We start from the raw sequence: 18,471 nt of genomic DNA on the forward strand, positions 1-18,471 counted from the left end.
TCGCGAGATTCCGGCCGAAAGCACGCCGGAATGACGGAGTCGGGGCCGGGCACTTGATTACGACGATTGAGAACTTGCTCGAAATCAATCCCACCAGGGGAAAGGAAGTTACGTGCTAGACGTCAACTTCTTCGATGAACTCCGGATCGGCTTGGCCACCGCCGAAGATATCCGCCAGTGGTCCTATGGCGAGGTCAAGAAGCCGGAGACCATCAACTACCGCACGCTCAAGCCGGAGAAGGACGGCTTGTTCTGCGAGAAGATCTTCGGTCCCACCCGGGACTGGGAGTGCTACTGCGGCAAGTACAAGCGTGTGCGCTTCAAGGGCATCATCTGCGAGCGCTGTGGTGTCGAGGTGACGCGCGCCAAGGTGCGCCGCGAGCGGATGGGCCATATCGAGCTGGCCGCTCCGGTCACCCACATCTGGTACTTCAAGGGCGTGCCCTCGCGCCTGGGCTACCTGCTGGACCTGGCGCCGAAGGATCTCGAGAAGATCATCTACTTCGCCGCCTACGTCATCACCACCGTCGACGACGACCTGCGCCACAACGAGCTGTCCACGCTCGAGGCGGAGATGGACGTCGAGAAGAAGGCCGTCACCGACCAGCGCGACGCGGATCTCGAGGCGCGCGCCCAGAAGCTCGAGGCCGACGTCGCCGAGCTGGAGGCCGAGGGCGCGAAGTCGGACGTCCGGCGCAAGGTCAAGGACGGCGGCGAGCGCGAGATGCGCCAGCTGCGCGATCGTGCCCAGCGCGAGCTGGACCGGCTGGACGAGATCTGGAGCACCTTCACCAAGCTGTCCCCGAAGCAGCTGATCGTGGACGAGGTGCTCTACCGCGAGCTGCAGGACCGTTACGGCGAGTACTTCACCGGCGCGATGGGGGCCGAGGCCATCCAGAAGCTGATGGAGAACTTCGACATCGAGGCCGAGGCCGAGAACCTGCGCGAGACCATCCGGACGGGCAAGGGGCAGAAGAAGCTTCGCGCCCTGAAGCGCCTGAAGGTGGTCGCCGCGTTCCAGACCAACGGCAACTCGCCGATGGGCATGGTGCTCGACGCCGTCCCGGTGATCCCGCCGGAGCTGCGCCCGATGGTGCAGCTGGACGGTGGCCGCTTCGCCACCTCCGACCTGAACGACCTGTACCGCCGCGTCATCAACCGCAACAACCGCCTCAAGCGGCTGATCGATCTGGGTGCGCCCGAGATCATCGTCAACAACGAGAAGCGGATGCTGCAGGAGTCGGTGGACGCCCTGTTCGACAACGGCCGCCGCGGCAGGCCCGTTACCGGACCGGGTAACCGCCCGCTGAAGTCGCTGTCGGATCTGCTGAAGGGCAAGCAGGGCCGCTTCCGTCAGAACCTGCTGGGTAAGCGCGTCGACTACTCCGGCCGTTCGGTCATCGTGGTCGGTCCCCAGCTGAAGCTGCATCAGTGCGGTCTGCCGAAGCTGATGGCGCTGGAGCTGTTCAAGCCGTTCGTGATGAAGCGCCTGGTCGACCTGAACCACGCGCAGAACATCAAGTCCGCCAAGCGGATGGTGGAGCGGCAGCGGTCCCAGGTGTGGGATGTCCTCGAAGAGGTCATCGCCGAGCATCCGGTGCTGCTCAACCGCGCGCCCACCCTGCACCGCCTGGGTATCCAGGCCTTCGAGCCGCTGTTGGTGGAGGGCAAGGCCATTCAGCTGCACCCGCTGGTGTGTGAGGCGTTCAACGCCGACTTCGACGGTGACCAGATGGCCGTGCACCTGCCGCTGTCCGCGGAGGCGCAGGCCGAGGCCCGCATCCTGATGCTGTCGTCGAACAACATCCTGTCCCCGGCGTCCGGCCGGCCGCTGGCCATGCCCCGCCTGGACATGGTGACCGGCCTGTACTACCTGACCCGTCGGGTGGAGGGCGCCGCGGGCGAGTACCGGGCGGCCACCAAGGACGAGCCGGAGTTCGGCGTGTACTCCTCGCCGGCCGAGGCCCAGATGGCGGTCGACCGCGGCGAGCTGACCGTGCAGTCGCTGATCAAGGTCCGGCTGACCGATCAGCGTCCGCCGAAGAACGTCGAGGCCGAGCTGTTCCCCGACGGCTGGCGCCCGGGCGACGCGTGGAACACCATGACCACGCTGGGCCGGGTGATCTTCAACGATCTGCTGCCGGCGGACTACGCGTTCATCGACGAGATCATGCCGAAGAAGCGGCAGGCGGCGATCATCAACGATCTCGCCGAGCGCTACCCGATGATCGTGGTTGCGCAGACCGTCGACAAGCTCAAGGACGCGGGCTTCTACTGGGCCACGCGTTCGGGTGTCACCGTCTCCATGTCGGACGTGCTCGTTCCGCCGGAGAAGGCCGACATCATGGAGCGCTACGAGCAGCAGTCCGACCAGATCGAGAAGAAGTACCAGCGCGGTGCGCTCGATCACCAGGAGCGCAACAACGCCCTGGTGAAGATCTGGCAGGAGGCCACCGAAGAGGTCGGTAAGGCCCTGCGCACGCACTACCCGCCCGACAACCCGATCATCACGATCGTCGATTCGGGCGCCACGGGTAACTTCACCCAGACTCGTACCCTCGCGGGCATGAAGGGTCTGGTGACCAACCCGAAGGGTGAGTTCATCCCGCGGCCGATCAAGTCCTCCTTCCGCGAGGGCCTGACGGTGCTGGAGTACTTCATCAACACCCACGGTGCGCGAAAGGGCCTGGCCGACACCGCGCTTCGCACCGCCGACTCGGGTTACCTGACCCGTCGTCTGGTGGACGTGTCGCAGGACGTCATCGTCCGCGAGGAGGACTGCGGTACCGAGCGCGGCATCAACGTGCGAATCGCGGAGAAGGGCCCCGACGGCTCGCTGATCCGCGACCCGCACGTGGAGACCAGTACCTACGCCCGCACCGCGGCCATCGACATCGTCGATGCCAAGGGCAACGTGGTGGTCGAGAAGGGCCACGACATCGGCGATCCGGCGATCGACGCGCTGCTCGAGGCCGGCGTCACCGAGGTCAAGGTGCGTTCGGTGCTGACCTGCATGTCGGGCACCGGCGTATGCGCGATGTGCTACGGCCGCTCGATGGCGACCGGAAAGCTCGTGGACGTCGGCGAGGCCGTGGGTATCGTCGCCGCCCAGTCCATCGGTGAGCCGGGTACCCAGCTGACCATGCGCACGTTCCACCAGGGTGGTGTCGCCGGTGACGACATCACCGGTGGTCTGCCTCGTGTGCAGGAGCTGTTCGAGGCCCGCGTGCCGAAGGGCAAGGCGCCGATCGCGGAGGTCTCCGGCCGGGTGCGGCTGGAGGACGACGACCGCTTCTACAAGATCACCATCATTCCGGACGACGGTTCGGAGGAGGTGCTCTACGACAAGCTGTCGAAGCGTCAGCGGCTGCGGGTGTTCAAGCACGACGACGGCTCCGAGCGCCTGCTCGCCGACAACGACCACGTCGAGGTCGGTCAGCAGCTGCTGGAGGGTTCGGCGGATCCGCACGAGGTGCTGCGCGTGATGGGCCCGCGTCAGGTGCAGGTCCACCTGGTCCAGGAGGTCCAGGAGGTGTACCGGTCGCAGGGTGTGTCCATCCACGACAAGCACATCGAGGTCATCGTCCGGCAGATGCTGCGTCGCGTCACGATCATCGACTCGGGTGCGACGGAGTTCCTGCCCGGTTCGCTGGTCGAGCGGTCGGACTTCGAGGCCTCGAACCGCCGCGTCGTGGCCGAGGGCGGCGAGCCGGCCTCGGGTCGTCCGGTGCTGATGGGTATCACCAAGGCGTCGCTGGCCACCGATTCGTGGCTGTCGGCGGCCTCCTTCCAGGAGACCACCCGAGTGCTGACGGACGCGGCGATCAACTGCCGCTCCGACCGGCTGATCGGCCTGAAGGAGAACGTGATCATCGGCAAGCTGATCCCGGCCGGTACCGGCATCAACCGCTACCGCAACATCCAGGTGCAGCCGACCGAGGAGGCCCGCGCGGCCGCCTACGCGGTGCCGTCCTACGACGACACCTACTACACCCCGGACGGCTTCGGCCAGACCACGGGTGCGGCCGTCCCGCTGGACGACTACGGATTCAGCGACTACCGATAATCCGGTAGACACCAACAGCATTCGACCCCCGCTCCCTTCCCGGAGCGGGGGTCGAACGCTGTTCGGGGTGCTGTCGTCGGTCCGCGTCGGGCACGGACTCGATCCGATCGGGCCGCTGGCTGTGAACCGGTCGGATCCGAAACCGATCACCTCGAATCCGAATCCGATCGGAAACTGATCCGAAACTGATTCGGTCAGACGGGTAGTCTGCTCGATATGACCGTCGCACAGCACGACTTCGACGAGCCTATCCGTGGCCGGATGGTGCTGTTGCCGACGCCGCCGCCCGACGGATTCACCGCTGCGGACCTCCCCCGTCTGATAGAAGTTGTCGATGGGCGCTTCGAACTGCTGGATGGTGACGTCGTGATGATGGCGCCCGCCACACACTGGCACGATGAGGTCGTCGACATACTCAAGTTCGCCCTACGCGCGGTCGCTCCCCGTCCTCTTGTGGTTGCGACCGAGAAGGGTATCAATCTGGGGGGCAGCGTGCCGGAGCCCGACGTGCTGGCAGTGTCGCGCGAGGCCGTTCGATCGGACAGTCTGCTGTTCGAGCCCGAGGATGTGCACCTGGCCATCGAAGTGGTGTCGTCTCGCACCAAGACGAAAGACCGCAAGTTACGGCCCGTGCAGTATGCCGAGGCCGGTATCAAGTACTTCTGGCGGGTCGAGAACGAGAACGACGAGATGGCTGTCTACACCTTCGAATTGCTGCCGGAAGGCGGCTGCTACACACCGAGCGGCGTCTTCCGCAAGCAGCTCCGAATCGACCGTCCGTTCCCGATCGATATCGAACTACCCGAAGTCACTTGGTGATTCGTCGTCACTTGGTGATTCGTCGCGGCCGTAGCCACCGGTCGCGACACGCCTCGAATACGTGGCGCGACATGAGTTATCCGATCCACCGAGGTCTGGCGCTGGGGTACTCGTCGAAATAGTCCGGCCGGTCACTCGGGCCGACAACCGTCTCCGCTCTCGTCGTCAGTGGCACGAGACGGTCTTGTGTCAGGTGCCGGTCGAGCCCCTGGTACAAGACCGTCGTCGTGGATCTCGAGCGAGCTTACTGGTCGCGGCTGGTCAGTCCCACCACAGGCTGAGTAGGCCGTAGTTGCAGAGGCCCATGCCGAGGGCGTCGCGGGTTTCGTCGGTGGTGTGGACGGTGATGTCGTCGGCGTGCCAGTGGTCGTCGACGGCTATGCGGGCCAGTTTTCTTGCGTTGTACGGGTTTTCGGTCAGGATGAAGAGGGTGTCGACGTTCCAGTGGTTGTGGTGCAGGTCGCGGAGTTTGATCAATGATCCGCTGGGAAGGCATTCCGGCTCGTCACGCCAGTGCAGGCCGATGCGGTCCATGCAGGTGGCCAGCCAGAGTTCTTGATGTTTCTCGAGACCGGCGACCACCCGTGGGCCGTCGAAGGAATTGAAGCTTGCCCGGCCGATCAGGGCCAGTTGAATCCGCTGTGCCGTGGCTTCCGAGAGTGGCAGGTCCTTCATCTGATCCCCCTTGTCATAGCCTCCGTGAATGAGGCGCCCTTACGGTAGCGGGCACGACCGACAAGATCGGCGCCCTATCCGGGCTCACCGCGGCGCACGGTCACGACCCCGGCGAGAATCAGCGCGCCGCCGAGGAACTGGATGGGCCGCGGGGTTTCGCCCAGCAGCAACCAGGAGAAGATCAGGGCGGCGAGGACCTCGGCGAGGGCGATGAAGGATGCCAGCCGGGACCCCAGCAGGCGGGTCGCCGCGATGCCCGTGACGTAGGCGATGGCCGCGGTCACCAGGCCGAGGACCAGCAGGGGCACCCACCACTGCGTCGTAAATCCTTGGAAGGCAACGGTATCGGTGGTCGCGGACATCGGAAGGATGCCGGCGGCGCCCGCCGCGAGCAGTCCGAGTCCGCCGATCAGCAGGCCGCCGGTGGCGAGAACCGTGCCGGGAAGCGAGCCGTCGCCGTGCGCCGACAGCACGAAGTAACCCGCCGCGCCGACCATCGCCCCCAGCGCCCAGGCGATGCCCACCCAGCTGGCGGACAGGCCCGATCGCAGGTCGAGGACCAGGAACAGCCCCGCGATCCCGAGCGCCGCGCCGACCACCGTCAGCGCTCCCGGGCGCTGGCGGTGCCGGAACCACAGCCAGCCCACGACCGCGATCGGCGCGGTGTACTCGATCAGCAGCGCCACCCCGACCTGCATGTGGGCGACGGCGTTGAAGTAGCCCAGCTGAGTGCCGGCCACCGCGAGCAGGCCGTACCAGCAGATCAGGGATATGTTGCGCCGCAGTAGGTTCCATCGTCCACGAAGCTGGACCGCGGCCACGGGAGCGACTACCGCCGCGGCCAGCAGGACGCGCACCGCCACGACCGTCGCGGCGCTCCAGCCGGCGTCCATCAGTCCGCGCGCCAGCGGGCCCGACAATCCGAACGACGAGGCCGACGCGGCCGCGAGGACCAACCCGAGTCCGGTCCGGGCGCCGACCGGTCTGTCATGAGTCAACGTCGTCATGGCTAATGACGCTATGGGGCGGTTGGTAATCTGTCAACATGACTTTTGCTCATGACACCGTGGCGTCGATGGCCGCGGCGGTGGCGCTGGTGAACTCGGCGGTGGAACCGGACACGATGACCGAGACAGCCCAGCTCGATGAGTTTTTCGCCGACCACGCCTATACCGGGGTGCATGCCGGTGACGCCGCGGAGCTCGGGGCCGTCCGTGCCCTGCGGGCACCGCTGCGTCGCCTGCTGACCAGTGATCGCGATACCGCGGTGCGGTTGGTGAACGAGACCCTCGCCGAACACCGTGCGCTGCCGCAGCTGGTGCGGCACGGAGACGTCGACTATCACGTGCACGCCGTGTCGTCCGGGGCGCCGCTGCCGGTCCGTATCGCGGTCGAGACCGCCATGGCCATGATCGACCTGATTCGTGCCGACGAGTTGAGCAGGCTGTCGATATGCGCCGATTCATCCTGCGCAGGAATAGTTTTCGATATCTCCCGCAATCGTTCCCGTCGGTATTGCAGTACTACCTGCGGTAACCGGAACGCCGTCGCCGCCTACCGCGCTCGCCGGAAGTGAGAGGCGGGGCCGGTCCGCACGTCGGGCCGTGAGCGCCGTCCTGTGTGGTATTCGTGGCCGGTTCCTGTTGTACGCGAACGGATCCCGGGTGCCGGGCGGGTCTGCGTAGCGATCGGCCGCCGATGGTCGTCGGCCGTGATCCGTCCACCGGTGTCCGGAGAACGTTCCGGGTCGCGCGCCCGGTCGTGGGTGCACTGCCGACACGGCGGTCCGAGTCCGGCGCGGCGCGGAGTTCGCGGGGTGTTCAGGTGTACTTCACCGGGTGTGGGGTGGTGCCCAGCAGGATGGGGAACGTGCGACGGATGTGGATTCGATCTGCCGCGGCGGCGTTGGCGTTCGCGGCCGTACCCGGGTTCGCGTCGGCGGACGGACCTCGGTCGTTCGATCTGCAGGCGCACCGCGGCGGGCTGGGGTTGGTGGTGGAGAACACGCTGCCGGCCTTCGCGAACGCGCTCGAGCTCGGGGTGAGCACGCTGGAGCTGGATGTGCAGATCACCGCGGACGGATTCGCGGTGGTGACGCACGATCGCGATCCGAACCCGGCGAAGTGTGTGGATACCGCACCGGCCTTTCCCGGGGACCCGATGTTCCCGTACGTTCCCCCCGCCACCTACATCCGGGACCTGACGCTGGCGCAGGTGCGCACGATCGACTGCGGCTCGAAGCAGCAGCCGGACCACCCGGAGCAGCGGACCGCGCCGGGCGCGCGCATGCCCGTGCTCTCCGAGGTCTTCGATCTGGTGCGGCGATACCGGGCCGACGGGGTGCGGCTGAACATCGAGACCAAGGTGGAGGCCGCCGCGCCGGAGCAGACCGCGCCGCGTGAGCGGTTCGTGCGGGTCGTCGCGGACGAGATCCATCGCGCCGGTATCGGACCCCAGGTCACCATCCAGAGTTTCGACTGGGGCTCGCTGATGCGGATGCGGGAGGTGGCGCCAGAACTGCCCCTGGTCGCGCTCACCGACGGGCAGAAGAGCCTGCGGGTGGGTGAACCCGGTCCCAGCCCGTGGCTGGGCGGCATCGATATCGACGACTACCCGGGCTCGCCGCAGGAGAAATTCGTCGCCGCGGCAACATCTTTCGGCGCCGAGGTCGTCTCACCGGTGCACGGTGATCCGCAGGACGGCACGGTCACCGAACCCGGCTACCAGGCGTTCACCACCGCCGAGCTGGTGCGGGCGGCGCACCGGAACGGGATGCGCGTGATCCCGTGGACCATCGACGATTCCGCGACCATGGCGGCGCTTCTCGACCTCGGTGTGGACGGCCTCATCACCAACCGCCCCGACGTGTTGCGCAACGTCCTGTCCGAACGCGGATATCCGCTGCCACCGTCGTACCCCAGCCCGTAAGCCCCGGCTGTCGAGCCGGGAGCTGTCGCCGAGCGGTGGCCGGAGTCGCGCGCATCCGTCGGGGTGTATGGGCGGCAGGCGGTCGACCGGCCGGTGCCCGCACTTCCCTCGCCGCATCCTGGAGGCCCAGGAGCCCGGCGCCGCGGCTCGGTTCGAATTCGGGGTCGCCGGACTGCTCGCGGGGCTTGCCGTTGTGGGCGGTGAGTGGCCCGGCCGATGGACAGCAAGGGGGTCGTCCGGGTATGAAAACTAGAACTTGTTTCAATCGGACGGGAGTGACGATGGACGACGCGGCAATGGGCGCGCTGGTGATGGACGGGTTCAAGAAGCTCGGGTTCATCCAGTACGCCGGTATCGACGGGGTGGAGTATCGGCGCGGGCGCAACGTGGTGGCGATGGAGCCGAAGCCGGAACATCTGAACCACAACGGGGATGTGCATGCCGCGATCCTGTTCGGGCTGGCCGAAACGGCGGCCATGGGCGCCTCGATCTCCGGAATCGTGGATCTGATGGGGGAGACGTTCATCGTCGCCCGGGACGGCCGGATCGAATACCTGGCCCGGGCCAAGGGGGAGGCGGGCCCGTTCCGCGCCACCGCCGAGCTGTCCGCGGAGACCATCGAGCGGACCCGCGCCGATATCGCGGCGCGCACCCCGATCGAGCTGGCCGTGCCGGTGGATATTGCCGACAGCACCGGGAAATCCGTTGCGGCGGCGTCGTTCACGGCGGTGATCCGGCCGCGCCGGTGACCGTGCCGCCGGCCGTGTGTGCCCGGCCGGCGGCGTCGCGCACTACCCGGCGGTCACGGCGCCGGCTGCTCGCTGTCGAGGTTCGCCATCTGGGCCGCCGCGTAGCGCTCGCCGGCCACCTGCTCCACCGGAGCCGCGGCCTCGATCTCGGCCAGCTCGTCGGCGGACAGCGAAACATCCAGGGCGGCAGCGGCTTCCGCCCAGCGCTCGACCCGGCGTGCGCCGATGACCGGGACGATGTCGGTCCCGCGGGACAGCACCCAGGCAATGGCCAACTGGGCCACCGTGATTGCGTGCCGTTCGGCGAGCTTCGCCAGCGCCTCCACCAGCCCTAGGTTGGTGGCGAGGTTCGCGCCCTGAAAGCGCGGGCTGTACTGTCGGAAATCGTTGGGCGCGAACGAGTTTCGTCCGCGCATCGAATCGCTGAGCAGACCCCGCGACAGCACCCCGTAGGCGGTGATCCCGACGCCGAGTTCGCGGGCGGTCGGCAGGATCCGGTCCTCGATGCCCCGGGACATCAGCGAGTACTCGATCTGCAGGTCGGCGATCGGGTGGACGGCCGCGGCCCGGCGCAGGGTGTCCGCGCCGACCTCGGACAGGCCGATGTGGCGCACGTACCCGGCCTGCACCATCTCCGCGATGGCGCCGACGGTGTCCTCGATCGGTACGGCCGGATCCAGCCGGGCGGGCCGGTAGATATCGATATGGTCGACGCCCAGCCGTTGCAGGGAGGACGCCAGGAAGTTGCGCATGGCCTCGGGGCGGGTGTCGACCCCGCCCCACCGGGTCCCCGGCCCCATCAGCGCGCCGAACTTGACGCTCAGGAGATAGTCCTCGCGCGGCCGGTCGGCGAGGGCGCGGGCGATGAGCATCTCGTTGTGGCCCGAGCCGTAGAAGTCGGCGGTGTCGATGAGGTTGGCGCCCGAATCCAGGGCGGCGTGGAGGGTGGCGAGGGATTCCTTCTCGTCGGCGCTGCCGTATGCGCCGGACATGCTCATCCCGCCGAGGCCCAGGCGGCCGACGGCGGGGCCGGTGGCGCCGAGCCGTATCGTGTCGATGTTTGTCATGCGTCTCATCGTGTTCGGGTTCCTCGATACCGGGGAGAGACCCGATATCGGGGGATCGGCGATCCCTGGCTTCCGGCCCGGCCGGAGAGGACAGTGGGAACATGGACCGCGACGATCTTGCCGATTTCCTGCGTCGCCGCCGCGAACAGCTGCAACCGGCGGATGTCGGCCTGCTGCCCGGCCTGCGCCGCCGCACCCCGGGGCTGCGGCGCGACGAGGTGGCCGTGCTCGCGGGCATGTCGACCGACTACTACACCCGGCTCGAACAGTCCCGCGGCCCGCGCCCGTCGGTGCAGGTGCTCGGCGCGCTGGCGCGTGCCCTGCGACTCACCGACGACGAACGCGATCACCTGTTCCACCTGTGCGATCACCCGGCGCCCGAACGCGGCGGTAACCGGCACGTCGGCCCCGGCCTGCTGCATCTGCTGAACAAGCTGGACGACTCCCCGGCCTGCGTGGTCTCCGATCTCGGCGAGATTCTGGTGCAGAACCGGATGCACATCATCCTGATGGGCGACGAGTCCGGGCGCACGGGCCTGGACCGCTGCCTGCTGTGGCGGTGGTTCACCGATCCGACGGTGCCCCACCGGGTGCCCGCGGAGGACTGGGATCGCCTGACCCGCCAGCATGTCGCCGACCTGCGGGCGACGGCGGCCCGCCGGTCCGGTGATGCCGACGTCGACAAGCTCGTCGCTCGACTGCGTTCCGCCAGTGCCGATTTCGAGCGGCTGTGGTCCGAACACGAAGTGGCCGTGCGGATCACGGATGCCAAGCGTGTCATCCACGAGCAGGTGGGCCTGGTGGACCTGATGTGCGAGACGCTGGTCACCCCGAATGCCTCGCAGAAGCTCCTGGTCCTCTATCCGAGACCGGGCACCGACGCGCAAGAGAAGCTGGATCTGTTGCGGGTCATCGGGACTCAGTCGATGGTCGGCGAGACCTCTTCGGACGGTGCGTCTTTCCACCGTGCCGACGGCTGGGCGGACAACGGGATCCCTCCCCGGTAGGCCACCGCGCCGCGGTGTTCGGGTGTACGCGGTGTTCGGTGTACCCGGAGTGCGCTGTCCCGCAGCTCGACGTCATCAGGTTCGGCCGACCGGGTTCGATCCGCACGTCGGAGCCGAGGTTGTCACGATGCCGGATCTGTCCCCCGAGGTCGGGTGGCCGTTGACAGACCGATGGATGCGGTTCTACGGCCGGGGCCGGTCGGCTACCCGGCGCTCTTGCCCGCCACGTGCGCGTCGTATTCCGGATGCTTGTCCAGCCAGTTCTTCACGAACGGGCATCGCGGGACGAGGGTGCGACCGCGGGCGGCGGCATCCGCGACCGCGTCGCGGATCAGCGCGCTGCCCAGCCCCCTGCCGCCGAATTCGCCGTCGATCTCGGTGTCGATGAACACGGTCTCGTCGCCCGGCTCCCGGAACTCGGTGAAACCGGCCAGCTTGTCGCCGTACCACACCTCGTAGCGGTGCTGTGCCGCGTTGCGGACAACGGCCGTGGTCACGACCTGTTCGGTCATCGCTTCACCACTCCTTCCATGCCCGTGCCGGATACCTGTTCGTGATCGACCCGCGATCGACTGCGCCGACGGTCGTCGTGGCTCGGCCGGCGACGGGCGCACGGTCGACATGGGTTGCCGCGCAAGGATACCCACGCTCCGGGAGCTGCTCGCCGGGTGGTGCGGTGATGGCCACGGCTCGGCCTGCTCCGGCACCGCCGACAGGTCCGTCGGCCACCGCGCGGACAGGACGCCGGGGCAGCCCGGCCATCGGCGCGCGCTCGCGTCCCGCCGCGGCGCCGGTGCGGTGGGCGGCCCACGGCGCGCTGTCAAGCGCGCGGACCTGTCCGGAGTTCCGCGCGTCGATCCGAGGCGTGCATCGGCGGGAGATCGCATATCGCCTGGCATCGTAGCCGGGTCTCGCGGTACCCCGGGGCGCCTTCGGAGAGTTGTCCGGATCAGGCGTGCACGGCCGGTTCGGCCGCGGGCTGCATGGTGGCGACCCGGCCCTCGTACAGGGTGATCTTGTGGTCCAGCACGGCCAGGGTCTGACGCAGCTCGTCGATGCGTTCCAGCACATCTGCGCGGGTGTCGCGGAACATCTGCAGCCGCTGCGGCGTCGTCACGTCGCCGGCCCGGACCAGCTCGGCGTAGTGCAGCATGTCGGCGACGGACATGCCGGTGAGGCGAAGGCGGCTGATCAGGTGCAGCCAGTTCAGGTCGCGGTCGCTGAAGCGGCGTTTGCCGCCGGAGTCGCGGCCGACGTAGTCCATCAGCCCGATCCGCTCGTACCAGCGCAGCGTGTCCCGGCTCAGGCCGGAGCGCTCGGCGGCCTCGCCGATGGAGTAGCGCGGACGTTCGTACTCGGTCTGGTCGATCTCCTGCGGTACCGTCACACCCATTGCCTTCGCCTCCTGCGATCTCCGCCTACGACGGTACCGACCTGGAGTGCACTCCAAGCAAGCGCGATCACTCCCGCTGCGGCAATTCCTGCACCGCCCACTTGTTGCCGTCGGGATCGGCGAAGTAGGTGAACAGCCCCCAGCCCTCGTCCTTCACAGGGGTAGCAGGCACGCCGGCGGCGACGAGTTGCCCGTACGCCTGTTCCGCGCTGGCGACAACCACCTGCATGCCTTCCACGCTGCCCGGCGCCGCATCGGTGATGCCCCGGCCGAGACAGATCGAGCACCCCGACCCCGGCGGGGTCAGTTGCACGAAGCGGATGTCGGGGGTGGGGCTTTCGTCGAAGTCGGCGTGGAAGCCGATGCGGGTGTAGAACTCCTTGGCGCGGTCGACATCCGTGACGGGGATGGCGACGAGTTCGATTTTCCAATCCATGCAGGGAGCATTCCACCGGGCACCGACAGGTTCCGGCGAATCGGCATACTCTGGACACATGGCCAAAGAGATCGATCGTACGAGGGCCCGCTCGGCCTTCGAGACGGTCAAGGAAAATCCGGTGATCGCCGCGATCGCGGCGGTGCCGGTGCTCATCGTGCTGGGCGTCGTCTGGGCGCTGACGAACTGGTTCGTCGCGTTCCTCGCGCTGGTTGTGCTGGGCGTCGTCGTGGTGGTGCGCGGCAAGTTCGTGCGCTGACCCGACGCCCGCACCGATCGATCAGCGAGGCACGTGGAATCGCACGAGCTCTCCCGTCCCCGGGTCCACGTCGGCCCACGGCCGACCGAATTCCAGCACCGCGAGCGCCGAGGTGGGGAACTTCCGGCTGAGTTCCTCGGCCGGTGCGGAGTCGCGGTTCGCCGCCAGTTCCCAGGCCGTCGCGGGCATTCCGGGTGCGTGCCCGATCAGCAGCAGCGTCCGCACGTCGTCGTCGCCGAGCCGGACGAGGTCGATCAGCGCCTGCGGCGATGCCTCGTAGATGGCCGGTTCATACGACACCGGGGCGGTGACTCCGGTGGCGGCCAGCGTCTCGCGGGTGCGGGCGGCGTCCGAACAGAGCACGGCATCGACCGGCGGCAGGGCCGAGCGCAGCCAGTCGCCGGCCAGCCCGGCCTCGCGCCGGCCGCGCGGCGCCAGGGGGCGCTCGTGATCGGTCACACCCGGTGGATAGCTGGATTTGCCGTGCCGCATCAGGATCAGATTCCGCACCATGGCAATACCGTAAGCCGTCGTGAGGGCCCCGATGTGTTGCACGACACCCTCCTGCGCGGAGAGACAGCTCACTCTCGAGGCACACTGATGGGTGGTGTCACATTCGCCGGCACATCGCCGGCGGTGTGATGCATGCCCCACCCAACCCCCGGGTGGAGTACAGACCATGGATGTTTCGAGGATCTGCGAGATATGGCCTATGTGATCACGCAGCGTTGTTGCAACGACGCCAGCTGCGTACCCGAGTGCCCGGTCGATTGCATTCGTCCGACTCCGGAACAACCCGAGTTCGCGACGACAGAACAGCTCTACATCGACCCCGACACCTGCATCGACTGCGGCGCGTGCGTGGATGCCTGCCCGGTGGAGGCCATCTTCTCCGAGGACGATCTGACCGCCTCCCTGGCCAGGTTCCGCGATATCAACGCCGCGTACTTCGAGCGTCACCCGCTGGAGTCGAATTTCGACCCGCTGGTGACACCCGCGCGCCCGCCGAAGGAACTGGGCACGCTGCGCGTCGCGATCGTCGGCGCGGGCCCGGCGGCCTGCTACGCCGCCGAGGAACTGCTGCGGCGGGCCGACGTCGAGGTGGAGATGTTCGACCGGCTGCCCACGCCCTGGGGGCTGGTGCGCGCCGGTGTGGCGCCCGACCATTCCGGCACCAAGGCGGTGTCGGGCATGTTCGAGAGCGCCTTCCGCCGCGAGACGCTGCAGTACCATCTGAATGTCGAGGTGGGTAGCCACATTTCGCACGACGAGCTGCTGGCGCACCACCACGCGGTGATCTACGCGGTGGGCGCGTCCAGCGACCGGTCGCTGGACGTCCCCGGTGAGGATCTGCCCGGCAGCCACTCCGCCACCGAGTTCGTGGCCTGGTACAACGGGCACCCCGACAAATCGGACCGCAGCTTCGATCTGTCGGGCGAGCGGGCGGTCGTCGTGGGCAACGGCAACGTCGCCCTCGACGTGGCCCGGGTGCTGACCCTGCCGCCGGACGAGCTGGCCAAGACCGATATTGCCGATCACGCCCTGGACGCGTTGCGGCAGAGCAACATCCGCGAGGTCGTCGTGCTCGGCCGCCGCGGCCCGCTGCAGGCCGCCTACACCTCGCCGGAGTTCCTGGCGCTGGCGCACCTGCCGGGCGTCGACGTCGTCATCGACGAGGCCGAACTGGAGCTGGACCCGGAAAGCCAGGCGCAGTTGGACGATCCGGACGTCGAGCCCTCGCTGCGCCTGAAGTATCAGCTGGCGCAGGAGTATGCGGCCCAGACGCCGGATCCGGCGAAACGGCGCATCGTGTTCCGCTACCTGGCCTCGCCGACCGCCCTCACGGGTGCCGACCGGGTCGAGGCGGTGGAGTTCGCGCACAACGAACTGGTCGCGGAGGACGGAAAGCTGGCCGCCCGTGCCACCGACCGCACCGAGACGCTGCCGGCCTCGCTGGTACTGCGGTCCATCGGCTATCGCGGTCAACCGGTGGCGGATCTGCCGTTCGACGATCGCGCCGCGGTGGTGCCGAACGAGCACGGCCGGGTGATCGCCGACGGTTCGCACCTGCCCGGCGTCTACGTCTCGGGGTGGATCAAGCGCGGCCCGCGCGGCGTCATCGGCTCCAACCGGGTCGACGCCACCGAGACCGTCGAGCAACTGCTCGACGACTTCACCTCGGGCAAACTGACCGTGCCGCAGGGTGATCGGGCCGCGCTGAAGGCGCTGCTCGCACAGCGGCAGCCGGATCTGGTCGACCGCGAGGGCTGGAAGGCCATCGATGCGGCGGAGCGCAACGCCGGCAAGTCCGGCGGGCGGCCGCGGGTCAAGTTCACCACCCGCGAGGACCTGCTCGAGGCCGCGCGGGGATAGTTCCGTCGGCTCGGGCCCGGCTGCGTCGGCGGCCGGGCTCGGCCGGACGGGCCGCCGAGACATGTGGCGACTCGGTTCGTGAGCGGCCCGAAGAGTTCAGCCCCGGAGAGGGGCCCGGTGGGTTCGGGCCCGCAGCGGTGGACTCACCCTGGAGGCGCCCCGGTGGGTTCGGGCGGAGAGGGCGCAACGGGCTCAGGCTGTGGGTGGCTCGATGGTCTCAGCCTGGGAGCGGCCCGATGCGCACCGTCGTCGTGGTGTCGCCGCCGACCACGAACCAGAGGCGCAGCAGCGGATGTCCGGTGCGGTCGCCCGGCTCGTAGCGGCTGCGCACGCTGATGTGCTGGCGCGACAGCACGGGGGCGATGTACTCGATCACCGCGCGATGCGGTCCGGCCACCAGTTTCGGGTAGTCGACCAGGAAGTGTTCCACCGCCTGCCAGTACACGGCGTTGTTGACGTGGTTGTATTGGTCGATATCGGTGGCGCGCACCGGGAACGGCAGATCGGTATCCGATTCCACCGGGGTGGCATCGGTCAGCCAGGGACGCCAGCGCAGGCGGTGTTCCTCGGCCGTCCGGCCCAGCCGGGCCATGCCCTCGTCGCTGATCCGGGTGGGCATGTTGGTCGACTCGTTGATGTTGATCCAGAATCCGGCGGTCTCGATCAGGCCGCCGTTGGCGCTGGTGATCCGGACCCGCATATTGGTCCAGCGGGTCGACAACGCCGAGCACCACCGCAGCAGCTCCACCCGGTCCGGCCAGAGGATCGGCCGCAGCACGTCGACGACGGTGCGGCGCACGATCCAGCTCGGATCGGTGCGGTGCATCGGGCTGCTGTGCAGGTCCTCCCACGCGACGTCCTGCAGGTAGCGGGCCACGGCGTCCAGCCGCAGCCGGCTGTAGGGATCGACATCGCCGGCCCGGACCGGCCACGCCGAGGCGAAGCCAGGGCCCTCCCGGGGAAGCGGGGCGAGTGGCTCATCGAGTGACACGGGTGCTCCTCGCGCTGCACGGTATGCCGCATTCTCGTGCGGTGCTGTCTGTGACATGACTTTACGGGGCGCACGTCACACCGTTACGTCGAGATGGCTCTACTCACACCTAGTAGCCGTGGTACTGGCCGCCCGACATGTACGACTCGACACCGGGGTGTCTGACCGAGCCGTAGCGCTCGATGGAGTACCGGGCTCCGGCCACGATGTTGTCCACCGGGTTCCAGATATCGGTGTGCCCCGGCGCCGCGTACGAGCCGAATGTGCTGTCGATGGTCTGCATCAGGCCCTTGGACGGGTGGCCTGCGGCGGCGTTCGAATCCGTCAGGTTGATGGCGTTCGGATTGCCGCCGGATTCCTTCTCGATGATCACCGCGAGCGCCTGCTCATCGATCTGATCCGGCCGGTAACCCATCTCCAGCAGAACCTGTTTGGCCTGGGCGACCCATTGGGCGACATCGCCACTCGGGGTGATCGAGGGCGGGCCACCGCTCGTCGGCCCGCTGTAGGAGCCGGACGAGTGGCCGCCGGAGTACAGGCTGGACTGGTGGCCGCCACCGCCGTGCGAGCCGTTGCCCCAGGCCGAGCCGGACGAGCCCGTTCCACCGGTGGTGGACGAGGACACGGGAGCCGGCGATCCGTTCGGAGGTGCGGTGGCGGCGGGGGTGGTCGGTGCGGGGGCTCCCGCGGGGACGCTCGATTCCGTTCCCGCCTGGTCGATTTGGGTCTTCGCGGCGTTCACGGCCTGGATCGCCGCCTCGGAAACATTGGTCGCCTGGGCCAGCGCGCGGGTCAGCTCGACGGTTCGCTGCTGGGCCTCGACGTCCTGTTGCAGGACCATCTTGTCCTTGTCGGGACCGTCGGGCAGGTTGGTGCGCAACCACTCCTTGCGGGTCTCGGCCGTCACGGTGCCGGTGGCATCGACCTGGAACGGGCCCGGCGGGGCGGGTGCGTTCTCCGCCAGATTGCGCAGCTTCAGCACCTCGTCCTTGGCGTGCTGCAGATTCTCCACCTGTTGCGTCAGCGCGGTCTGCAACTGCAGTACCGCCTGGCTGACCGCCGAGGCCCGGGTCTTCTCGGCGGTCATGCGGTCGTCGGCGGCGGTGGCGGCCTTACCGTCCCAGTCGAGGGAGTGGGTGCTGTTCACGCCCGCGAGCACGGCCTGGTCGAGATCTCCGGACAGCTTGCCGACCCCGGCGCCCGCCGTGGTCAGCAGCGCCGGATTCCATTGCTCCACATCGGTAATGGTGAGCGTCATCCCTGTACCGCGACCTTCCGCAGTGTGTCGGAGAACTGTTCGTCGGTGAGTTCGAGGGCCTTGCCGGCCTGCTGGACGGAGTCGGCTACCGCCACCAGGCGGCCGCCGATGCGCTGTAGTGCCCGGCCGACGGAATCCGCGGCCTGCTGGCATGCCGCCGCCCACTCGGTGCCGGGTAGTGCCGGACCCGCGTCCGTGAGGCCGGGGTTCAGCTTGCCGATCGTGTCGGCCTCGCCGCGCAGAGTGTTCGCAAAGGTGTTGAGCGCGCCGGGATCGACGCGCACCGCGGTGGTCGGCGAATCGTTCGGACCGGCCATGACTCCCCCTCATCGGCTCAGTTCAGCTGCATGAGCTTAACAAAATGCGGCCCCGCGGACAGCCACATGAGGTGGTCCCGTAGACAGCAATGAGCGAAGACCGGTTAACTTGTTGGCGAGCAGCCGTCGACAG

General features: G+C 68.1%; 19 protein-coding genes. 8 read left to right on the plus strand and 11 right to left on the minus strand.

What is annotated here, in order from left to right; all coding sequences use genetic code 11:
* Positions 1-112: 112 nt before the first annotated feature.
* Complete coding sequence (locus D892_RS0115140) at positions 113-4,066, plus strand: DNA-directed RNA polymerase subunit beta' (RefSeq protein WP_024802045.1); 3,954 nt, start codon at positions 113-115, stop codon at positions 4,064-4,066.
* Positions 4,067-4,282: 216 nt separating this feature from the next.
* A complete protein-coding gene (locus tag D892_RS0115150) occupies positions 4,283-4,885 on the plus strand; it encodes a Uma2 family endonuclease (protein ID WP_024802046.1) in 603 nt (200 codons plus the stop codon).
* Between the two features lie 261 nt (positions 4,886-5,146).
* Here the strand turns inward: D892_RS0115150 and D892_RS0115155 are convergent, their stop codons facing one another.
* Positions 5,147-5,560: a hypothetical protein gene (locus D892_RS0115155; protein WP_024802047.1), complete on the minus strand. Its 414-nt coding sequence runs from the start codon at positions 5,558-5,560 to the stop codon at positions 5,147-5,149.
* 74 nt (positions 5,561-5,634) lie between these two features.
* Positions 5,635-6,567, minus strand: coding sequence for a DMT family transporter (locus tag D892_RS41205; RefSeq protein ID WP_036567076.1), 933 nt, complete (start codon positions 6,565-6,567; stop codon positions 5,635-5,637).
* 38 nt (positions 6,568-6,605) lie between these two features.
* On the opposite strand from D892_RS41205, the gene D892_RS0115165 reads away from it, so the two are divergent.
* The 3 genes from D892_RS0115165 (at position 6,606) to D892_RS0115175 (ending at position 9,237) form a co-directional block, all read left to right on the plus strand.
* Entirely contained in the window at positions 6,606-7,136 is a 531-nt protein-coding gene (locus D892_RS0115165) for a CGNR zinc finger domain-containing protein (RefSeq protein ID WP_024802048.1), read from the plus strand.
* A 302-nt stretch (positions 7,137-7,438) separates the two neighbouring features.
* Positions 7,439-8,488: a glycerophosphodiester phosphodiesterase family protein gene (locus D892_RS0115170; protein WP_024802049.1), complete on the plus strand. Its 1,050-nt coding sequence runs from the start codon at positions 7,439-7,441 to the stop codon at positions 8,486-8,488.
* Between the two features lie 281 nt (positions 8,489-8,769).
* Positions 8,770-9,237 carry a PaaI family thioesterase gene (locus D892_RS0115175; protein ID WP_024802050.1) on the plus strand — a complete coding sequence of 156 codons (468 nt, stop codon included), beginning with the start codon at positions 8,770-8,772 and terminating at the stop codon, positions 9,235-9,237.
* A gap of 53 nt (positions 9,238-9,290) precedes the next feature.
* Here the strand turns inward: D892_RS0115175 and D892_RS0115180 are convergent, their stop codons facing one another.
* Positions 9,291-10,304: an aldo/keto reductase gene (locus tag D892_RS0115180; RefSeq protein ID WP_036567078.1), complete on the minus strand. Its 1,014-nt coding sequence runs from the start codon at positions 10,302-10,304 to the stop codon at positions 9,291-9,293.
* A 101-nt stretch (positions 10,305-10,405) separates the two neighbouring features.
* Between D892_RS0115180 and D892_RS0115185 the strand changes: the two genes are divergently transcribed.
* Positions 10,406-11,311: a helix-turn-helix transcriptional regulator gene (locus tag D892_RS0115185; protein WP_024802052.1), complete on the plus strand. Its 906-nt coding sequence runs from the start codon at positions 10,406-10,408 to the stop codon at positions 11,309-11,311.
* On the opposite strand, the gene D892_RS49620 is transcribed toward D892_RS0115185, so the two are convergent.
* The 4 genes from D892_RS49620 to D892_RS0115200 all read right to left on the minus strand — a co-directional run bounded on the left by D892_RS49620 (position 11,214) and on the right by D892_RS0115200 (position 13,140).
* A complete protein-coding gene (locus D892_RS49620; protein ID WP_156959958.1) occupies positions 11,214-11,558 on the minus strand; it encodes a pirin family protein in 345 nt (114 codons plus the stop codon). The genes D892_RS0115185 and D892_RS49620 overlap by 98 nt on opposite strands.
* Complete coding sequence (locus tag D892_RS0115190) at positions 11,515-11,823, minus strand: GNAT family N-acetyltransferase (RefSeq protein ID WP_024802053.1); 309 nt, start codon at positions 11,821-11,823, stop codon at positions 11,515-11,517. Before D892_RS0115190 ends, D892_RS49620 begins: the two co-directional genes overlap by 44 nt.
* A 437-nt stretch (positions 11,824-12,260) precedes the next feature.
* A complete protein-coding gene (locus tag D892_RS0115195; RefSeq protein WP_024802054.1) occupies positions 12,261-12,704 on the minus strand; it encodes a MerR family transcriptional regulator in 444 nt (147 codons plus the stop codon).
* A gap of 67 nt (positions 12,705-12,771) precedes the next feature.
* Entirely contained in the window at positions 12,772-13,140 is a 369-nt protein-coding gene (locus D892_RS0115200; protein ID WP_024802055.1) for a VOC family protein, read from the minus strand.
* Between the two features lie 58 nt (positions 13,141-13,198).
* Here D892_RS0115200 and D892_RS0115205 point away from each other — a divergent pair, with 58 nt between their 5' ends.
* A complete protein-coding gene (locus tag D892_RS0115205; RefSeq protein ID WP_024802056.1) occupies positions 13,199-13,399 on the plus strand; it encodes a hypothetical protein in 201 nt (66 codons plus the stop codon).
* Positions 13,400-13,420: 21 nt separating this feature from the next.
* On the opposite strand, the gene D892_RS0115210 is transcribed toward D892_RS0115205, so the two are convergent.
* Complete coding sequence (locus D892_RS0115210) at positions 13,421-13,912, minus strand: histidine phosphatase family protein (protein ID WP_024802057.1); 492 nt, start codon at positions 13,910-13,912, stop codon at positions 13,421-13,423.
* A gap of 192 nt (positions 13,913-14,104) precedes the next feature.
* Here D892_RS0115210 and D892_RS0115215 point away from each other — a divergent pair, with 192 nt between their 5' ends.
* The gene (locus tag D892_RS0115215) at positions 14,105-15,772 is read left to right on the plus strand and encodes an FAD-dependent oxidoreductase (protein ID WP_024802058.1); all 1,668 of its coding nucleotides are present in this window, start codon (positions 14,105-14,107) and stop codon (positions 15,770-15,772) included.
* A gap of 217 nt (positions 15,773-15,989) precedes the next feature.
* On the opposite strand, the gene D892_RS0115220 is transcribed toward D892_RS0115215, so the two are convergent.
* The 3 genes from D892_RS0115220 to D892_RS0115230 all read right to left on the minus strand — a co-directional run bounded on the left by D892_RS0115220 (position 15,990) and on the right by D892_RS0115230 (position 18,338).
* Entirely contained in the window at positions 15,990-16,763 is a 774-nt protein-coding gene (locus D892_RS0115220; protein ID WP_024802059.1) for an acyl-[acyl-carrier-protein] thioesterase, read from the minus strand.
* A gap of 109 nt (positions 16,764-16,872) precedes the next feature.
* Positions 16,873-18,021 (minus strand): transglycosylase SLT domain-containing protein, encoded by a 1,149-nt coding sequence (locus tag D892_RS0115225; protein ID WP_024802060.1) that lies wholly within the window; start codon positions 18,019-18,021, stop codon positions 16,873-16,875.
* Positions 18,018-18,338 (minus strand): hypothetical protein, encoded by a 321-nt coding sequence (locus D892_RS0115230; protein WP_024802061.1) that lies wholly within the window; start codon positions 18,336-18,338, stop codon positions 18,018-18,020. Before D892_RS0115230 ends, D892_RS0115225 begins: the two co-directional genes overlap by 4 nt.
* Positions 18,339-18,471: the final 133 nt, after the last annotated feature.

The sequence above is a fragment of the Nocardia sp. BMG51109 genome, assembly GCF_000526215.1.
Taxonomy (GTDB): domain Bacteria; phylum Actinomycetota; class Actinomycetes; order Mycobacteriales; family Mycobacteriaceae; genus Nocardia.